Origin of the sequence: Pseudomonas fulva, assembly GCF_023517795.1 — a bacterium.
Classification (GTDB): domain Bacteria; phylum Pseudomonadota; class Gammaproteobacteria; order Pseudomonadales; family Pseudomonadaceae; genus Aquipseudomonas; species Aquipseudomonas fulva_D.
This window is the reverse complement of the sequence record NZ_CP082928.1, coordinates 2,871,813-2,887,601: the sequence shown is the minus strand read 5'-3', so window position 1 is coordinate 2,887,601 and position 15,789 is coordinate 2,871,813. Positions and strand designations below refer to the sequence as shown.

Below are 15,789 nucleotides of genomic sequence, written 5' to 3'. Positions count from 1 at the left end.
ACAGCGGCCTGCTATCGGCCTTTACGGCAGCACGGTTGCTCAGGGCGCTGCTCACCTCAGCGCACCTCTTTCAGATAACGCGCGGCGAAGGCTTTCTGCACCGCGGCCATCTTCTGGTAATCCACCACGCCGGCGCGGGCATAGTCACTTTCTGGCAGGAAGCGCGCCGCCACCTCGGCGGGCATCTGCACCGGGCGCACCGGCCGCAGGTAGGCATTGGCCCACAGCGCCTGGCCCTGGTCGGAGAGCACGAAGTCCAGCACCCTCTCGGCGTTGGCGCGGTGCGGCGCGTTGTCCACCACGCTCATCACGTAGGGCACGCTGATGCTGCCTTCGCTCGGAATCACGAAGGCGACATTGGCCTGGTCCTTGTAGCGCGCGCGGTAGGCGTTGAAGTCGTAGTCGACGAGGATCGGCAGCTCACCGGACAGCACCCGCGCATAGGCGGTCTGCTTGGGCACGATCGGCGAATTGCCGGCCAGTTTCTTGAAGTAGTCGATGGCCGGGGCGAAGTCGTCGAGGTCGCCGCCCATGGCGCGATTGATCGCCACCGCCGACACGTAGCCGACGAAGGCGCTGGACGGGTCCAGGTAACCGACCATGCCCTTGTACTCGGGCTTGAGCAGGTCGGCCCAGCTTTGCGGCACCGGCAGGCCGCCCAGTGCGTCGACGTTGACCATGATGCCCAGCGTGCCGGAGTGAATGGCGAACCAGTGCCCTTCAGGGTCTTTCAGCCCGGCGGGAATGTCGTCCCAGCCCTTTGGCTTGTAGCTGCCGACCACCCCGGCGTTCTGCGCCTGCAGGCCGAAGGTCACCCCGTAATACACCACGTCGGCCATCGGTGCCGCGCGCTCGGCCACCAGCTGTGCTAGGGCCTGGCCGGAGTTCTTGTTGTCCAGCGGCACCTTCACGCCGGTGTTCTCGGCAATCGCGGCGAGCTGCGCGCCCCAGTCCGCCCACTCCGGCGGGCAGTTGTAGCAGATCGCCGTCTCGGCGGCCTGGCTCAGGCTGGCGGTACCGCACAGCAGCAGGGCTGCAAGGGTTTTACGGAAGCGGGTCATCGGGCGTCTCCTCGAAGGGGCGGATACTTTCACCTGGCCGGATATGGCACGGCAGGCAGTGGGATACGGGGGTGGCGCCGGCGATCTGCGCCAGCAGCTGGTCGATCAGGGTGTGCGCCAGGTCGGCGATGGGCTGCACCACGCTGCACAGCGTCGGGTGCACCTGGGTGCCGAGGGCGATGCCGTCGAAACCCATCACCGACAGCTGGCGCGGCACGCTCCAGCCATTGCGGCGCAGCACGTTGATCAGGCTGATGGCCAGCAGGTCGTTGGAGCACACCAGCGCGCTGGGCGCCTGCTGGCCCTGGAGCCAGGGTTGGATGGCGACGAAATCGGCCTGGGTGTGGGCAGGCATCTCGATCAGCGGCAAGGCCGGTAGCCCGGCCGCGTGCATGGCCTGCCGATAGCCGGCATAACGCAGCCGGGCACGGTCGGACTGCAACGCCGACCCCGCCACCATGCCGATGCGCCGGTGGCCGGCCGCCAGCAGATGCCGGGTGGCCAGCGCCATACCGGCGTGGTTATCCACCGATACGGCGCTGTATTCGCGGTTTTCGGGCTGGTGATAGGCCAGCACGAAGGGCGTGTCTTCCTGAGCCAGGCTTTGCAGCACGCGGTTGCTGCGAGCATCGGTCACCGTCAGCACCAGGCCGTCGACGCGCTGGCGCAGCAGCTCCTCGACCACCTCGCTTTCGCGCTCGGCATGGTAGTCGGTGGTAGCCAGCAGCAGGTTGTAGCCCCGCCCACGCGCCGCCTGCTCCATGGCCTGGAACTGTTCGGCGAACACCGGGTTGAGCAGGTTGGGCACCACCACGCCAATCAGCTGGGTGGTCTGCAAACGCAGCTGCCGGCCCAGGCGGTTGGGGCGAAAGCCCAGCTGGCGCGCCGCGGCGAACACCTGCTCACGGGTGTGCGGGCGCACCATGTCTGGCGAGGCAAAAGCCCGCGCAGCGGTGGCCCGCGACACGCCCGCGCGGAGGGCAACCTCTTTCAGATCCGTCATGCTCGCTCGCCTTGAGATCGATCTCATTGGCGAGCAACTTAGCGAGCGCAGATGGCAGTCGCGCGACACGGGGATGACAGTTCGGTTTCAGCCCGCGCCTTCTGATTCTGCGTAGTGCGGACCGGGACGCCGGCCGCTTGTAGCGAAGCGAACAGGCCGCCAGTCCAACCAAGCACTCCCCATGGACCAATCATTGCCCGAAGAGGGAAGTATCACTAAAGTGGCACTTTCATTCTTGCACCGAGCCCCCGCCATGAAAGTCGAGCTGGTCACCAACCTGAAGCGACAGGCCACCAAGATCCTTGCCGATCTTCACGAATCCAAAGAGCCCGTGCTGATCACCGAGCACGGTATGCCATCGGCTTATCTGGTGGATGTCGATGACTACCAGTTCATGCAGAAGCGCCTTGCACTGCTGGATGCGCTGGCCCAAGGGGAACGAGCCGTGGTCGAAGGCAATATCGTCAGCCATGAACAGGCTAAGGAACGGCTGGGCAAATGGCTGAAATAGTTTGGACCAATCCGGCCTTCCAGCAACTCGACGAGCTGGCGCACTACATCGCGCTCGACAAACCCGATGCCGCTCGCGCGTTGGTCAGCAAGGTGGTTGAAGCGGTCGGGCGTTTGGCGGAGTTCCCTTTGTCGGGCCGCGTCCCGGATGAGCTGCCAAACTCGGTGTATCGCGAAATCGTTGTCCTACCCTGCCGGGTTTTCTACCGCGCCTCGGATACAACGGTTTTTATCATCCACATCATGCGAGAAGAGCGTGTGCTGCGCGCTCATATGCTCGAGTGAGCCTCATTGTGGATACGGCAAATGCTGGATGAGTGTTGTTCAGCATGCGGCTGGCGATACCCAGGGATGCGTCCCTTAAAGCGTCAGGGTAAACCGCGACAGCAAGGCGCCGGGCAGCGCCATCGAGCCGGTCTGCCGGGCGCCGTAGGTGCCGCTGGGCAGCAGCAGCTCCGGTTCACGGGTCAGGGCTTCCAGGTTCGCGCCGAGGAAGTCGAACAGCGAGTCGTCGAAGCGCATGGTGTTCACTGGCGCCTGGATGCGACCGTCCTCGACCCAGAAGGTGGCGAAGCGGGTCATGCCGGTCAGGCGCCCGGCCGGCAGGTCGGAGAAGTTGCTGTACCACAGGTTGCCGATATACAGCCCGGTGCCGAGGCGCTGCAGGATCTCGCCCTCCTCCAGCTCGCCGCCGTGCAGCTGCAGCGAGAACGGGTACTCGCCGCTGCCCGCGCCATTGGCGATCAGCCCGTGCTCGGCGGCACTGCGCGAGCTGACCAGGCGCTCGCCCGCCTTGCCCTGACTGACCAACCGTAGTGGCTGGCGTGGCCCTTCGCGGGTGAAGGCCGGCGCCAGGCCGCCTTCGATGCGCTCGTCTAGCGTCACCTTGTCGCTCAGGCTGGCGCTGCCGGCGAACAGCCGCTGCAGCGGGCTGCCACCGGTGGCCAGTGCTTCGGCGGAAAAGCCCCAGGCGAACAACCCGAACAACTCCTCCAGCGCCGCTGGTGTGAGATAGGCGCGATACGCCCCTGGCTTCAAATCATGGGCGGGTTTGCCCAGGTGCTCCAGTTGCTCACGGGCGAACGCCAGTTTACGGGCGAAGGCCTGGGCATCCCATTGCTCACCGGCGTAGCTGCTTTTAACCGCCTGGCCGTTGTCGTGGAACAGGCTGAACTCGAAGTTGAAGCTGCTCGCCCCGTGCCAGCCGAAGGCGCCCCAGGAACTGGCGAAGCCCTGGTACTGCGGCCCGGCGGCGTAGAAGCCGACCAGGTCCAGCCCGGCGGCCGCTTCATTGATCTGGGCGATGGCCGCCTCGCTGTGCTGAACCGCCTCACCCGTCGCCGTCTCGCCGCGCCAGGCTTCGCGATTCAGGCGCAGGTACGGGTCGTCGGCGAGCGTCGGCAATACCGCACGCAGGCGCTGTAACGCCTGGTCAAGGCGCGTCAGGTCGTCATCGATCACCCCGCTCAGGGCCAGTTCGAAGTCGCCATGCCGCTCGCCCTGGTACAGCGCCAGGGTGGCGTACACCTGCTGGACCTGGCCGGCCTGGCGCACGCGGGCATGGTTGAAGCGGATAAAGTCCGAAGCCTCGGCCTGGTACTCCAGGGTAAAGCCTTCGCCGGCCTGCAACTGGCTGTCCAAGTGCGCGAGCAACGCCTCGAAATGTTGACGTGCGTTCATCAGGCTGCCCCTCCAAATACGTCGACATCGGCGAACACGCACGCCGGAGTGGCATGCCCGACGCGGATCACCTGGTTCGGCTCGCCCTTGCCGCAATACGGCGTGCCCAGCACCTCGAAGGTACTGGCATCGCCGACCGCCTTGAGGTTGCGCCAGAACTGCGCGGAGATGCCGCGGTAATTGGGGTTCTTCACCACACCCTTGAGTTCGCCGTTCTCGATCAGGCGGCCCCACTCGCAGCCGAACTGGAATTTGTTGCGCGCGTCATCGATCGACCAGGAGCGGTTGTTGCTCATCAGAATGCCGCGTTCGATGCCGCCGATCAGTTGCTCCAGGCGCTGGGTGCCGGGCTCGACATTGAGGTTGGCCATACGATCCAGGGTCGGCCGGTTCCAGCTGCAGGCGCGGCTGTTGGCCACGCCTTCAAGCCCACTGCGCCACTGCGACAGCGCACCGCCAAGCGGCCGCTGCAGGATGCCCTCGCGGATCAGGTATTCGCGCTGCGCCGGGGTGCCGTCGTCGTCATGGCGATAGCTGGCCAGCTCGCCCGCCACCGTCGGGTCGAAGGTCACGTTGAGCAGCGCCGAGCCGTACTGATAACGGCCGAAATCCTCCTGGCGAATAAAGCTGGTGCCGGCGAAATTGCGCTCGTCACCCAGGATGCGATCCAGCTCCAGCGGATGGCCGATGGACTCGTGGATCTGCAGGATCATCTGGTCCGGCATCAGCAGCAGATCGCGATGGCCGCTCGGTGTGTTGGGTGCCAGCAGCAATTGCAGTGCCTCGTCGGCAATACGGCTGGCGGTGCCGACCAGGCCAAGTTCATCGATCACCTCGGCACCGCCCTGGCGCGCGAGATGAGTGCCGCCAAAGCTGCGGCTCTGGCTGTCGGCGCCATCGCTGGCGGTAACGCCCAGCTGCGGGAAGACGTAATGCTGGGCGCGGCGCAGACGGGCGCCGACGCTGTTCAGGTAAATCTGCTCGGTGGCGGTAAAGGTCAGCCCGGCGTACCAGTCCACCAGCCGCCCATCCCGCGGTACCCGCGCCGACTCCGCCGCCAGCAGCTCGTACCAGTGGGCCGGGCTGGCCAGGCTGCGCTGGTAGCCAGGCATCACGTCATCGGCCTGCTGATGAGGCACCGGTAGCTCATGCAGATCGAGCAGATTGCGCCCCGCCAGCTGCCGCGCCAACGCCTCGGCCTTGTCGAGCGCCGCCTGCAAGCCGGCCTGGCTGAGATCGCTGGTCGCCGCATAAGCCTCCACGCCAGCGACGCGCACGCTGAGCATGGCGCCCGCATCGTCGGCAAACGACGGCGCCCGCGCCACATTACGGCGCACCCCATAGCGCTCGGTGGTTTCCCGCACATGGCGCAGCGACCAGAAATCGGCGGTGCAATGCAGGGCGGCGAAGCGGCGTTCTAGGGTTTCGCTGATGGCGAACATGGAGGCTCCCTTGGTAGGCGGCATAGGGAGGCAGTATGGGAAGGATTGGCGGGATGGGGCAACCAGAAAGGTTGTGAGTACGTCGCAGACGGATGGCTATTTGCTGGCGCAGTGCTGGAGCCCCCTATTTTAACCTCTGGGGCGGAAACGGAACGCCGGCCGCTCGCAACCACAGCGAATAGTCCGCCGACTCATGCCTGGTTCGGCACCACAACCGGAGCCCCGCGCTCCAAGGCGCACTGCTTCGCGAATGGATCGCCGCCCAGTATGCCCTACAGAGCTGATTCCCGTAGGTCGATAACACGAAGCTGGTTCACCGCACTCAAAGCACCGGCTCGGAACACAAGTCTTCTCCGGGCCTTGCCGCTCCAGGCCCTTATCCTTACCTTGTGCCCTCGCTTACCGCCTTTAACCGCGAGTCTTCCTACCATGAAAAATCTAAAAATCAGCGCCATCACCACCGTGCTTATCGGACTCTCAGGTTTTGCCCAGGCTCAGCAAACGCCATCGCATCTGGACAAGGTACTGGAGAAAGGGCAACTGGCGGTGTGCACCACCGGCGATTACAAGCCCTATACCTTTCTGCGCCAAGACGGTGGGTACGAGGGCATCGATATCGAGATGGCCCAGTCCCTCGCGCAGAGCCTTGGGGTGAAGGTGCAGTGGGTGCCGACCACCTGGAAGACCTTGATGCCGGATATGGTGGCAGGCAAGTGCGATATCGGCATGGGCGGTATTTCGGTGACGCTGGAGCGCCAGAAGAAGGCCTTTTTCAGCAGCACCCTGGATGTGGACGGCAAGATTCCCCTGGTGCGCTGCGAAGACGTGTCGCGTTACCAGACCGTCGAGCAGATCAACAGGCCAGAGGTACGCCTGATCGAGCCGGCCGGCGGCACCAACGAAGCCTTTGCGCGAGCCTATCTGCCAGAGGCCCAGCTGAACTTCCACGACAACAAGACCATCTTCCAGGAGCTGCTGGATAAGCGCGCCGACGTGATGATCACCGACACGTCCGAGGCCCTGTATCAGCAGAAACGCATGCCCGGCCTGTGCGCCGTCAACCCGAAGAACTACATGCAATACAGTGAGAAGGCCTACCTGCTGCCCCGCGACGATATGGCCTGGAAAAGCTACGTCGATCAGTGGTTGCACCTGAGCAAGGCCACCGGCGCTTATCAGAAAACCCTTGACCACTGGCTGGCCGTGCCGGGGCAGTAAGGGCACGCGAACCAGCGATCAACCACCCTTCAGGGGCTGCGGCTGCAGTTGCAGCAAGGCCGTATCGACGAGGCCCAACAACTCCTCGATGGCCAGGGTGGCATGCTGGAAATAGCGTTTCGCCGCAATGCTCGGTTGTTCCCGGCCGAGCAGCTCCTGCTCGATGCACAACAGAAACGCCTCGATCGCCTGCTGGCGCCGGGCCAGTTGAAACAGGTGACGCTCCGCCTGCAGAGTGGCAAAGGCGTCGCCAGCCAGTTGCTCGATCTTCTGGTAGAGAAAGCGCAGGCGTATGCGCTGCTCGGCACTGCTCTTTCCTGCAGCGGCGATGCCGGTCCCCAACGCCCGGGCTTGGCCGGCCCATTCCGCGGCCTGCACCACCTCGCGCCAGATACACGGCAAATAGGCGAAATCGCTACGGCCTTCACTGAGGTCGATCTCGCTGGCCACGTCTTCCATCAGGAAGATGCTGTTGCGAATGATCAGGTGATGCTGCGCCAGGTTGTTGGCTGCGTTGGTGCTGCGCCCTTCCTGCAGGCGCGACCAGTGATCGATCAGGCCACCCCATCCAGCGGCGTGACTGCCGTTGAAGGTTGCGGCAATGCGCATCTGCTCTTCGAGCGACCGCCGGGTGGCGGCCAGCTCGTCGCTCAGCCCGGCATCGCCACAGAGCACGCCGTTGCTCAGGCCGCGATGACGCTGGAGGCCGGCGATCAGCGAGCGCAGTAGCGCCAACTGACGAATGTTCGCGCGAATATGTGCCCGTTTCTGGCGCAACCGACGGCGATGCAGGGCCAAGACCATCATCACCAGGCTGACCAGGACGCAGACCACAGAGGCGTATCCGTACCATCCCTCCATCGCCATCAACCCGTCAGGCTTGCCAGATGATGGGCGATGGTGCGGGTCTGGTCGGCGGCCTTGAGGTTATCGACATTACCCTGGCGCACGCGGTCGGAGAGTTCGGCGATTTCCGTCACCGCCTTGCCCTGCTGCTCGGTGCTGACGGCCACCTGCTCGACCTGCTCGGTCAGTTGCCAGGTGCACTGCTGAACCTGGTCGAGCAGGCTGCACACGGCCTTCGAGCTTTGCGCACTGCGTTGGGCCAGCTCGCTAAGGCCGGCCACCTTCACCGTGGCGCTCTGGATATGCTGTTGTACCGAGACGATGTTGCGGCTGATCTCGGCCGCCGATTCCTGGCTGTGCAGCGCCAGGCGCCTGACCTCCTCGGCGACTATCGTGAAGCCGCGCCCCCTGTCTCCAGCGCGGGCGGCCTCAATCGCCGCGTTGAGTGCCAGCAGATTGGTCTGGTCGGCGATGCCACGGATAGTGCCGGACATCTGATTGATGATCTGCGAATTGGCGTTCAGCAGCAGGATCAGCTCATTGGTGGTTTCTGCCTGGCGGCTCATTTCCACCACCTGCTGAACCAGCTCGCCGAGGCGCGCGATACCGTCACTCAGTTGCTCGCTGGCTACCAGGCTGCTCTGCCGCGACTGCTCCGCCAACGCAGCCACCTGGACGATGCTGGCATTCAGCTGCTCGACCGCAGCCGCCGCCGTGCTCGCCGCGTCGCTCTGGTTTTCGGCATTGCGCGTCACCAGCACGGAGCTCTGTTCGAGTTCCTGCGAGGAATGGGATATTTCGTCGAGGCGTTGTTGCAGGAGTTGCTGCTGGCGACGCTCGCGGTTGAGCCAGCGCTGCCAGCTTCGACCGATCGATTGCAGCAATACCCAATCATCCTCGGCGGGGTCCCGGCCAGCCTGATCGGCGTGACGATCCTGATAGCCCTGCAACAGCAGAAGCTCGCGTCGCAGCAGCCATAGGCTGGAGATCGCCAGGTAGGCGAACAGTAGCCAGGCCAGCAGAACAGCCGTATGTGGGTGACCCGCCAGGCTCAGCGCGCTGCTTACCAGGGCAATGCCGAGCAGACTGCGCAGCATGCCGGCGATGCCCAGTTCGCGTAGCAATAGCAATGCCGGGTAGCCAAGCCATTTCATGAACTCATTCTCCGCTGACCGCTACAACTGGATCCCGATTACCCCCTCGAGGGCATCGCGAGTTCAGGAAGTGCGGCCCGTCCCTAAACAAACGCCTGAATGCACGGCAATGAAAGCTGCAGTGCATTCAGGCGTCGTTGCCTTGCAGAGGTGCGCCCCTGCGCATGTGTATGAGGGATGCAATGCAGAAACGATGCCAGCAAGGCGACCGCCGCCAAGGCGTAGCAAAAGGCGGCATTTGGCCAGCACCCTCCTAGCGACACGGGTCAGGCGCACCAGCAGGGTGCATGGTCGGGTCGCAGGCGCGAAGTTCGCCCACCAAGCCGAGCCGAAAGGTCCACTGGCCTAAGGCGTACTCAACCCCGCCGCATTCATGAACAGCCGCAACAGATAGGACAGCAGCCCCAGGCTCAGCACGCTGACCGTCCAGATGCCGGCCAGCCAGGCGATGCGTTGCCAGAGGGGTTTCTTTTCGCTGCTGTTGTTCATCAGTGGTACCCCTGATCCGGCGTGACCTTACCGCGGAACACGTAGTAGCTCCAGGCGGTGTAGACGAGGATGATCGGGATGATCAGCAACGCGCCGACCAGCGCGAAGCCCTGACTTTGCGGCGGTGCGGCCGCCTGCCAGATGGTCAGCGAGCCGGGCACGATGTTCGGCCACAGGCTGATGCCCAGGCCGCTGTAGCCGAGGAAGATCAGCACCAGGGTCAGCACGAACGGCTTGCTGTTGTCGTGGTTGGCCACCGAGCGCAGCAGGTAGAAGAAGCTCGCCAGCACCAGCAGCGGCACCGGGGCGAACCACAGCAGGTTGGGGAAGGTGAACCAGCGCTCGGCGATACTCGCCTGGGACAGTGGCGTCCACAGGCTGACGATGCCAATCACCGCCAGCAGCGCCAGGGCCAGTGGCCGGGCCAGGTCGTGCATCTGCTTTTGCAGACGACCTTCGGTCTTCATGATCAGCCAGGTGCAGCCGAGCAGTGCATAGGCGGCGATCAGCCCCAGGCCGCTGAACAGCGGGAACGGCGCCAGCCAGTCCAGCGAGCCACCGGCAAAGGCGCGCCCCTCGACCGGGATGCCTTCGATGAACGCGCCCAGCGCCACGCCCTGGAAGAAGGTTGCGGCGATGGAGCCGCCGATGAACGCCTTGTCCCAGATATGCCGCTTGTGGTCCTTGGCCTTGAAGCGAAACTCGAAGGCCACGCCGCGAAACACCAGGCCCAGCAGCATGAACATCAGCGGCAGGTAGAGGGCGCTGAGTACCACCGAGTAGGCCAGCGGAAAGGCCGCGAACAGCCCGGCGCCGCCGAGCACCAGCCAGGTCTCGTTGCCGTCCCACACGGGGGCCACGGTGTTCATCATCACGTCGCGCTCGCCCTTGTCGGGCACCAACGGGAAGAGGATGCCGATGCCCAGATCGAAGCCGTCCATGATCACGTACATCATCACGCCAAAGACGATGATCACCGCCCAGATGATCGACAGATCGATACCCATGTTCATGCCCTCCCGTTCGCTTCGACGCCGCCATGATCACCGTCGTGCAGGCCCTCCTTGGGCGCCGACAGTGGCCGTGCCGGGGTGTGCCGGGTACCCGGCCCGCCTTCATGCTGGTGATCGCCCTCACCGGTGACCGGCCCCTTGCGCACCAGGCGCATCACGTAGCCGAAGCCGGCGCCGAACACCGCGAAGTACACCACCACGAACAGCACCAGGGTCAGGCCCAGTTGCGCGGCGCTGTGGGCCGACACGCCATCGGCGGTGCGCATGATGCCGTAGACCACCCAGGGCTGGCGGCCGATCTCGGTGGTGAACCAGCCGGCGAGGATGGCGATCAGCCCGGACGGGCCCATCCACAGGCAGAAGTACAGGAACGGACGCGACTGGTAGAGGCTGCCGCGCCAGCGCAGCCACAGGCTCCACACGCCGGCGAGGATCATCAGCAGGCCCATGGCGACCATCACCCGGAACGACCAGAACACGATGGTCGAGTTGGGCCGATCCTCCTTGGCGAATTCCTTGAGCGCCGGCACCTGCTTGTCCAGGCTGTGGGTGAGGATCAGGCTGCCCAGGTACGGCACCTCGAGCTTGAAGCGGGTTTCCTCGCGCTCCATGTCCGGCCAGCCGAACAGGATCAGCGGCGTCGGCTCGCCGGAGCTGTTGTCCCAGTGGCCTTCAATGGCGGCGATCTTCGCTGGCTGATGCTCCAGGGTATTGAGGCCGTGGAAGTCGCCGATCACCGCCTGCACCGGGGCGACCAGCAGGGCCATCCACAGCGCCATGGAGAACATCTTGCGCATCGCCGGCGTGTCGCGTCCGCGCAGCAGGTGCCAGGCCGCCGAGGCGCCGACGAAGAACGCGGTGGCGAGGAACGCGGCGGTGGCCATATGTGCCAGGCGGTACGGGAACGACGGGTTGAACACCACCGCGAACCAGTCCACCGGGATCACCCGGCCGTCGACGATCTCGAAGCCCTGGGGCGTCTGCATCCAGCTGTTGGAGGCGAGGATCCAGAAGGTCGAGATCAGCGTGCCGACCGCCACCATGATCGTCGAGAAGAAGTGCAGGCCCGGCCCCACGCGGTTCCAGCCGAACAGCATCACGCCGAGAAAGCCCGCCTCGAGGAAGAACGCGGTGAGCACCTCGTAGGCCAGTAGCGGCCCGGTGACCGAGCCGGCGAAATCCGAGAAGGCGCTCCAGTTGGTGCCGAACTGGTAGGCCATCACCAGGCCGGAGACCACGCCCATGCCGAAGTTGACCGCGAAGATCTTCACCCAGAAGTGGTAGAGGTCGCGGTAGACCGTTTGCCCGGTCTTCAGCCACAGGCCTTCGAGCACCGCCAGGTAACTGGCCAGGCCGATGGTGATGGCAGGAAAGATGATATGGAAGGAAATGGTGAAGGCGAACTGGATGCGCGCAAGATCCAAAGCCTCTAGGCCGAACATGGACGTGCCCCTCGATCAGAGTTATCGGTTATCGACTTCTTCTATGCCACCTCTAAAAACTACCTGCGTTGTCAGCACTGCGTTAATGTAGCGCGGCGCGAAAAATCTGACCTTTGGGCGCGATAAAGCTCCTCGGGTCAGATTTTCACATAGAGCAAGTGAATTACCAATTAAGCCATAGTACCGGCTGCCCACTGCTCCAATTGCTCGCGCTCACTTTCCGCCAAGGCTCGTCCTACCATAACCAACGAATACAGCCGCCCACTGAACAGCTCACCACCCGACGAGTTAGCAAATAGCCGTGCTTGTACCGCATTTGGGTAGGTGATGGTTTGAGCTGGGAACGCGCCGCTGCCTCCCTGAACCTTCAGAACACCGGCTGCTGTGTCCAGCACCAATACCTTATCTGTCGTTCCCCAGCCGGCTCCTGAGGTGTATGGGGTGCCGTTCACGCGGCATTCGATCCGGCTATCCGTCCGCCAGAACGCCCATCTGAAGAACGGATCGCTGTGAGATGCAGCGTGAGGCTTGCCGACAGCGACGGTAGAGCTATTGAGAGCACGCTGCGCAATGACTAACGCAAACGTACCCAGGCTGGTCTGGCTAGCGGTATTGCCCAGATACATCCAGTTGAAAGCGTTTGCCTCTAGATAGAGTGCACCTGCAGCATCACGCCTGAGGTAAGGCCGGCGAGATGGGTCGGTTTGATAGGCATGACATCCGTTGCCAGATTGGTCCTTTATCAGCGCGACTCTATCGCCCACTGCGGCAGCTACAGTACCCGCATCATCTGACCAGAGAGTGTCGATGTCACTGATGTTGAGAAAGGCACCAAGGGTGTCTGGAGTGAAAAGCTCTGCAGGACTGAACGCTGGAGGTGGCGATACCAAGAACACGATTTCTTCGCTAAACACGCCAGCGGTGCCACGCACTAGCTGCAAGCGGTAGTGGTAGGTCTCACCATCTACAGCGTCTAAATCATCATAGCTCTGGGCCTCGGCCTCCAAGGTTGCAATTGGTGTCGGTAGCGCTTCTGGGCTGATCGGTGTCGCGCTGCGATATACAACGATAGCGTCGCCCAAACTGTTGTTCTGCCACTTCAGGTGGACGCTCATGTTATTGCTCCAGGTAAGTGGCGGTGAGATTACTAGGTGCCACTAGGGGTTGAAGGAGCGTGAGCTGGTGGCGATGCCGCTGGAAGCTTTCGAGCCCGCTGCGCACTGACCAAAGCTCCACGACTACCTCCCCTTCATAGGAGGAAGAAAGCGTAGCTGTCAGGCCATTGATGCCTGCCTGGCTTGCCAGCACAGCACCAGTGTCAGCTCTAAGCATCCGAGCGCTGTAGGTAGTACCAGTTTCGGGGCCGATATTGCCGACACTTGTATCAACCAGTTGGTCGGCTTGGGCGAGGCGATCGCGGTGCGTCCAGGTCGAAACCACGCTTCCCACAGTGCTTACGGGATAGGAGGCCCCACCTATCATGAAACGCCCTGGAGGGAACGGGCGTGCTTGGCGTCCTACAGTGAGATAGCTATCAGTTGGCGTTTGCTCGATGTCGAGCAAGCCAGTAGACGTGCGGGTCTGGACTTTGGCCTGGATGGTTACCCCTGGCGCGTAGTCGGCCGGATCCACGGCTGTGTCTGATCCATAGAACCATATGCGCGCGCCGATCAGATGCTTCGCAGGAACTGTATCGGAGCAGCCTCGGGCCAGAACTAGATCGCCGGTGTCGATGTCGAGGCTCACGACTCGAACAATTTCATCATCAATCATGCCGACATCGCCGGCCTGAACGGTCGAAATATCAGTGCCATAAGTGAGACGGGTCGATGTCGTAAGGTAATCCAGAGGGGTAACCACCTGAGCAGTCGGACACCAGTCACCGGCATCAACTCCGCCAAAACCTGCGTTACTGACTCGGGTCAGCAGCGTGTACCCCAGCGCCGCAGCGCTTGGCCTTCTAGCGATCACCCCAACACCACAGGATATTTCAGTGACCAACGTCAGCTGAGCGGGATCGAGGTAGCGCACCAAGTCGCGGTATGGAATCTCGAACACGCGGCGCACGGTAGCCGGTAGGGGCTCGTTGGTCGGAGGCTTGATGGTCGGTGGTTGTGGGGCGACGTACGCGGTCTCAGGCAGGCCATAGGCATCCACTACACAGCTGATGGTGACCGTGCCAGCCTGCAGCGTGCCGTAGTCACATTGCCCGGCGCGCAGCACCAGCTGTTCGTATCCACGCTTGCGCGAGCGAACACGGAACACGCTACCTGGGAGGATGCCGGCCCCGCGGCGATCGAGGCGCACCTTGAAGCGCCGAACGGCTGCGGATTTGGCAGCCAGGTCACGCTGTGCAAGTCGCCCGGCCAAACCGCTGGTTGGGATATGCGGATAGTCGACGGTTTCAGAAAGCACCGCCCCTACGGACTGGATGCCGGCGTTGTTCTGCACGCGCACCTGGTCGTCCTTGCCGCTGTCCATCATGTTGCGAAACTTGACCACAATCTCGTTGGTGGCCATCGAGCCATCAGCGGCGTCATCATCATCGATGCCAAGCAGCCCAGAGTCCTCATCGAACATTGGTAGATCAGCGACCACATAATTGTCACGGATCAGGCGCAGGGACACCTGGCCAGTAACCAGGTCATCGATCAGCACCGCGCCGATATGATCGATCACGCTCTTTACCAGCGTTCCGAGGCCATCCTGGCGACGCCAACAGATGCACAACCCGAAGCCCTCGTTGAACAGCTGATCAGCCGCAGCGCGAAACGAAGCCTCATGAATACGTGCAGTCGCTCGACCCCGCCCCCAATCCCGATTCGTGAACGCCTCATAAATGATATGGGCGGGGTTCATGCTACTGATGGTGTTGTCGCCCTGCCAGATCACCGACTTCTCGGGGTACCAGACTATATCGTCATCCCAGCCGGAGGTAACACGACGCGCGCGCACCTTCCAAGACTTAGGGTAAGGGTTCATCGAGCTGATGAGGCCATCGAAGAACAGCGTGGTGATCCCGCGGAATGCCGGCACCAGCGCGCTGCCCAGCATCCGCTTGAGGCGCGGATTCACTGGCTGGGTCTCAGTACCGAGCATCATGTCGATGGTGCCGTAAATGCCGCCTTCACCCTCATCGCCACCAAACAGCGAACTGGCGGTGATCTGCCAGCGTGCCTGCCCCACCGCTGAGCCCCTCCAGGCAGTGCGGTCGCCAACTCGGATCTCGCGCAGCTCGTTGATCGGACCGCGACACAAGCCCATATGGATACCCATGAAATATCGATAGCCGATCGTCTGCGGCTTGTTACCCATGCCCATTGGCGGCTTCCTTCTCAGCGTGTTCAGCCAGTGCTATGGCAAAGGCGTTGCCGGTAGCACGCAGTTCGTCCACAGGCATACCCTCGAGAACGAAACGGCTATAGTCCAGGTTCAGGTTCTCAGCGATCGCACGGGCGCCCCGAGCACATTGGCCGAGTTCGTGGATGTGGCGCGGCCAGGCCCGTATCACTGAGGTATCCATGTGTTACCTCCTACAGTACCGCTACCGAGGCCGTCGTCATCGGGCTCCTGAGGCTGGGTTGGGTCCCACTCGATCAGCTTGTCACCGACCGGATCCCAAGGGGCGCGCCATTTCGCCTCGATCGGGTTGGTTGTTCCTGGTGTGAGGCCAGGCGTCCATCCGCCGATCGACTTCTTGCCTCCCTTGGACTTGATCTTGGTGGTGCGGAAGTTTCCGTAGGTCAGCACCATCCAGTCAGCGATCCACACATCGCCAAAGATGACGTACTGCGCGGTACCGACTTCGGCGACCGGAAAGTCGAAGTCCTCGAAAGCGGCAGGTTTGGGCGTCGTCGCTTTCGGGCGGTTTAGGTAGCTGATGGCGAACGAGGCTACCAGCATGATGATTTGCGGCCATGGGACTACCATT

The 15,789-nt window shown here is 63.0% G+C and carries 16 protein-coding genes; 3 read left to right on the top strand and 13 right to left on the bottom strand.

Translation table 11 applies throughout. The annotated features are described in order from the left end of the window. Positions 1–56: 56 nt before the first annotated feature. Positions 57–1,061 carry an ABC transporter substrate-binding protein gene (locus K8U54_RS13095; protein ID WP_249906277.1) on the bottom strand — a complete coding sequence of 335 codons (1,005 nt, stop codon included), beginning with the start codon at positions 1,059–1,061 and terminating at the stop codon, positions 57–59. After that, a complete protein-coding gene (locus K8U54_RS13090) occupies positions 1,045–2,064 on the bottom strand; it encodes a substrate-binding domain-containing protein (RefSeq protein WP_249906276.1) in 1,020 nt (339 codons plus the stop codon). Before K8U54_RS13090 ends, K8U54_RS13095 begins: the two co-directional genes overlap by 17 nt. Before the next feature lie 253 nt (positions 2,065–2,317). Between K8U54_RS13090 and K8U54_RS13085 the strand changes: the two genes are divergently transcribed. Beyond that, positions 2,318–2,575, top strand: coding sequence for a type II toxin-antitoxin system Phd/YefM family antitoxin (locus tag K8U54_RS13085; RefSeq protein ID WP_249906275.1), 258 nt, complete (start codon positions 2,318–2,320; stop codon positions 2,573–2,575). Continuing rightward, a complete protein-coding gene (locus K8U54_RS13080; protein ID WP_249906274.1) occupies positions 2,563–2,859 on the top strand; it encodes a type II toxin-antitoxin system RelE/ParE family toxin in 297 nt (98 codons plus the stop codon). Before K8U54_RS13085 ends, K8U54_RS13080 begins: the two co-directional genes overlap by 13 nt. A 75-nt stretch (positions 2,860–2,934) precedes the next feature. Here K8U54_RS13080 and K8U54_RS13075 read toward each other — a convergent pair whose 3' ends face one another. Next, positions 2,935–4,254, bottom strand: a complete 1,320-nt coding sequence (locus tag K8U54_RS13075) for a TldD/PmbA family protein (protein ID WP_249906273.1) — start codon at positions 4,252–4,254, stop codon at positions 2,935–2,937. After that, positions 4,254–5,696: a TldD/PmbA family protein gene (locus tag K8U54_RS13070; protein ID WP_249906272.1), complete on the bottom strand. Its 1,443-nt coding sequence runs from the start codon at positions 5,694–5,696 to the stop codon at positions 4,254–4,256. Before K8U54_RS13070 ends, K8U54_RS13075 begins: the two co-directional genes overlap by 1 nt. Positions 5,697–6,125: 429 nt before the next feature. On the opposite strand from K8U54_RS13070, the gene K8U54_RS13065 reads away from it, so the two are divergent. Further along, positions 6,126–6,914 (top strand): transporter substrate-binding domain-containing protein, encoded by a 789-nt coding sequence (locus K8U54_RS13065; RefSeq protein WP_249906271.1) that lies wholly within the window; start codon positions 6,126–6,128, stop codon positions 6,912–6,914. Positions 6,915–6,932: 18 nt separating this feature from the next. Here the strand turns inward: K8U54_RS13065 and K8U54_RS13060 are convergent, their stop codons facing one another. From K8U54_RS13060 to K8U54_RS25245, 9 genes are all read right to left on the bottom strand, one after another. Next, the gene (locus tag K8U54_RS13060) at positions 6,933–7,748 is read right to left on the bottom strand and encodes a nitrate- and nitrite sensing domain-containing protein (protein ID WP_249906270.1); all 816 of its coding nucleotides are present in this window, start codon (positions 7,746–7,748) and stop codon (positions 6,933–6,935) included. Between the two features lie 32 nt (positions 7,749–7,780). Beyond that, positions 7,781–8,857, bottom strand: coding sequence for a methyl-accepting chemotaxis protein (locus tag K8U54_RS13055; protein ID WP_434060026.1), 1,077 nt, complete (start codon positions 8,855–8,857; stop codon positions 7,781–7,783). A 402-nt stretch (positions 8,858–9,259) separates the two neighbouring features. After that, positions 9,260–9,403, bottom strand: coding sequence for a DUF2474 domain-containing protein (locus K8U54_RS13050; protein WP_249906268.1), 144 nt, complete (start codon positions 9,401–9,403; stop codon positions 9,260–9,262). Continuing rightward, on the bottom strand, positions 9,403–10,410 hold the full coding sequence (cydB, locus tag K8U54_RS13045; protein ID WP_249906267.1) for a cytochrome d ubiquinol oxidase subunit II: 1,008 nt from the start codon (positions 10,408–10,410) through the stop codon (positions 9,403–9,405). The genes K8U54_RS13050 and cydB overlap by 1 nt, the downstream gene beginning before the upstream one ends. A gap of 2 nt (positions 10,411–10,412) precedes the next feature. Then, positions 10,413–11,858: a cytochrome ubiquinol oxidase subunit I gene (locus tag K8U54_RS13040; protein WP_249906266.1), complete on the bottom strand. Its 1,446-nt coding sequence runs from the start codon at positions 11,856–11,858 to the stop codon at positions 10,413–10,415. A 170-nt stretch (positions 11,859–12,028) separates the two neighbouring features. Continuing rightward, the gene (locus tag K8U54_RS13035) at positions 12,029–12,973 is read right to left on the bottom strand and encodes a hypothetical protein (RefSeq protein WP_249906265.1); all 945 of its coding nucleotides are present in this window, start codon (positions 12,971–12,973) and stop codon (positions 12,029–12,031) included. A gap of 1 nt (position 12,974) precedes the next feature. Next, positions 12,975–15,173, bottom strand: coding sequence for a phage tail protein (locus K8U54_RS13030; protein WP_249906264.1), 2,199 nt, complete (start codon positions 15,171–15,173; stop codon positions 12,975–12,977). Then, positions 15,166–15,381, bottom strand: coding sequence for a hypothetical protein (locus K8U54_RS13025; RefSeq protein ID WP_249906263.1), 216 nt, complete (start codon positions 15,379–15,381; stop codon positions 15,166–15,168). The genes K8U54_RS13030 and K8U54_RS13025 overlap by 8 nt, the downstream gene beginning before the upstream one ends. Continuing rightward, positions 15,366–15,788: a hypothetical protein gene (locus K8U54_RS25245; RefSeq protein WP_349654554.1), complete on the bottom strand. Its 423-nt coding sequence runs from the start codon at positions 15,786–15,788 to the stop codon at positions 15,366–15,368. The genes K8U54_RS13025 and K8U54_RS25245 overlap by 16 nt, the downstream gene beginning before the upstream one ends. Between the last annotated feature and the right edge of the window lies 1 nt (position 15,789).

Coding starts and splice junctions, on each gene's coding strand:
- K8U54_RS13095 (WP_249906277.1), bottom strand. CDS start 1,061: ATGACCCGCTTCCGTAAAACCCTTGCAGCCCTGCTGCTGTGCGGTACC.
- K8U54_RS13090 (WP_249906276.1), bottom strand. CDS start 2,064: ATGACGGATCTGAAAGAGGTTGCCCTCCGCGCGGGCGTGTCGCGGGCC.
- K8U54_RS13085 (WP_249906275.1), top strand. CDS start 2,318: ATGAAAGTCGAGCTGGTCACCAACCTGAAGCGACAGGCCACCAAGATC.
- K8U54_RS13080 (WP_249906274.1), top strand. CDS start 2,563: ATGGCTGAAATAGTTTGGACCAATCCGGCCTTCCAGCAACTCGACGAG.
- K8U54_RS13075 (WP_249906273.1), bottom strand. CDS start 4,254: ATGAACGCACGTCAACATTTCGAGGCGTTGCTCGCGCACTTGGACAGC.
- K8U54_RS13070 (WP_249906272.1), bottom strand. CDS start 5,696: ATGTTCGCCATCAGCGAAACCCTAGAACGCCGCTTCGCCGCCCTGCAT.
- K8U54_RS13065 (WP_249906271.1), top strand. CDS start 6,126: ATGAAAAATCTAAAAATCAGCGCCATCACCACCGTGCTTATCGGACTC.
- K8U54_RS13055 (WP_434060026.1), bottom strand. CDS start 8,857: ATGCTGCGCAGTCTGCTCGGCATTGCCCTGGTAAGCAGCGCGCTGAGC.
- K8U54_RS13050 (WP_249906268.1), bottom strand. CDS start 9,403: ATGAACAACAGCAGCGAAAAGAAACCCCTCTGGCAACGCATCGCCTGG.
- cydB (WP_249906267.1), bottom strand. CDS start 10,410: ATGGGTATCGATCTGTCGATCATCTGGGCGGTGATCATCGTCTTTGGC.
- K8U54_RS13040 (WP_249906266.1), bottom strand. CDS start 11,858: ATGTTCGGCCTAGAGGCTTTGGATCTTGCGCGCATCCAGTTCGCCTTC.
- K8U54_RS13035 (WP_249906265.1), bottom strand. CDS start 12,973: ATGAGCGTCCACCTGAAGTGGCAGAACAACAGTTTGGGCGACGCTATC.
- K8U54_RS13030 (WP_249906264.1), bottom strand. CDS start 15,173: ATGGGTAACAAGCCGCAGACGATCGGCTATCGATATTTCATGGGTATC.
- K8U54_RS13025 (WP_249906263.1), bottom strand. CDS start 15,381: ATGGATACCTCAGTGATACGGGCCTGGCCGCGCCACATCCACGAACTC.
- K8U54_RS25245 (WP_349654554.1), bottom strand. CDS start 15,788: ATGGTAGTCCCATGGCCGCAAATCATCATGCTGGTAGCCTCGTTCGCC.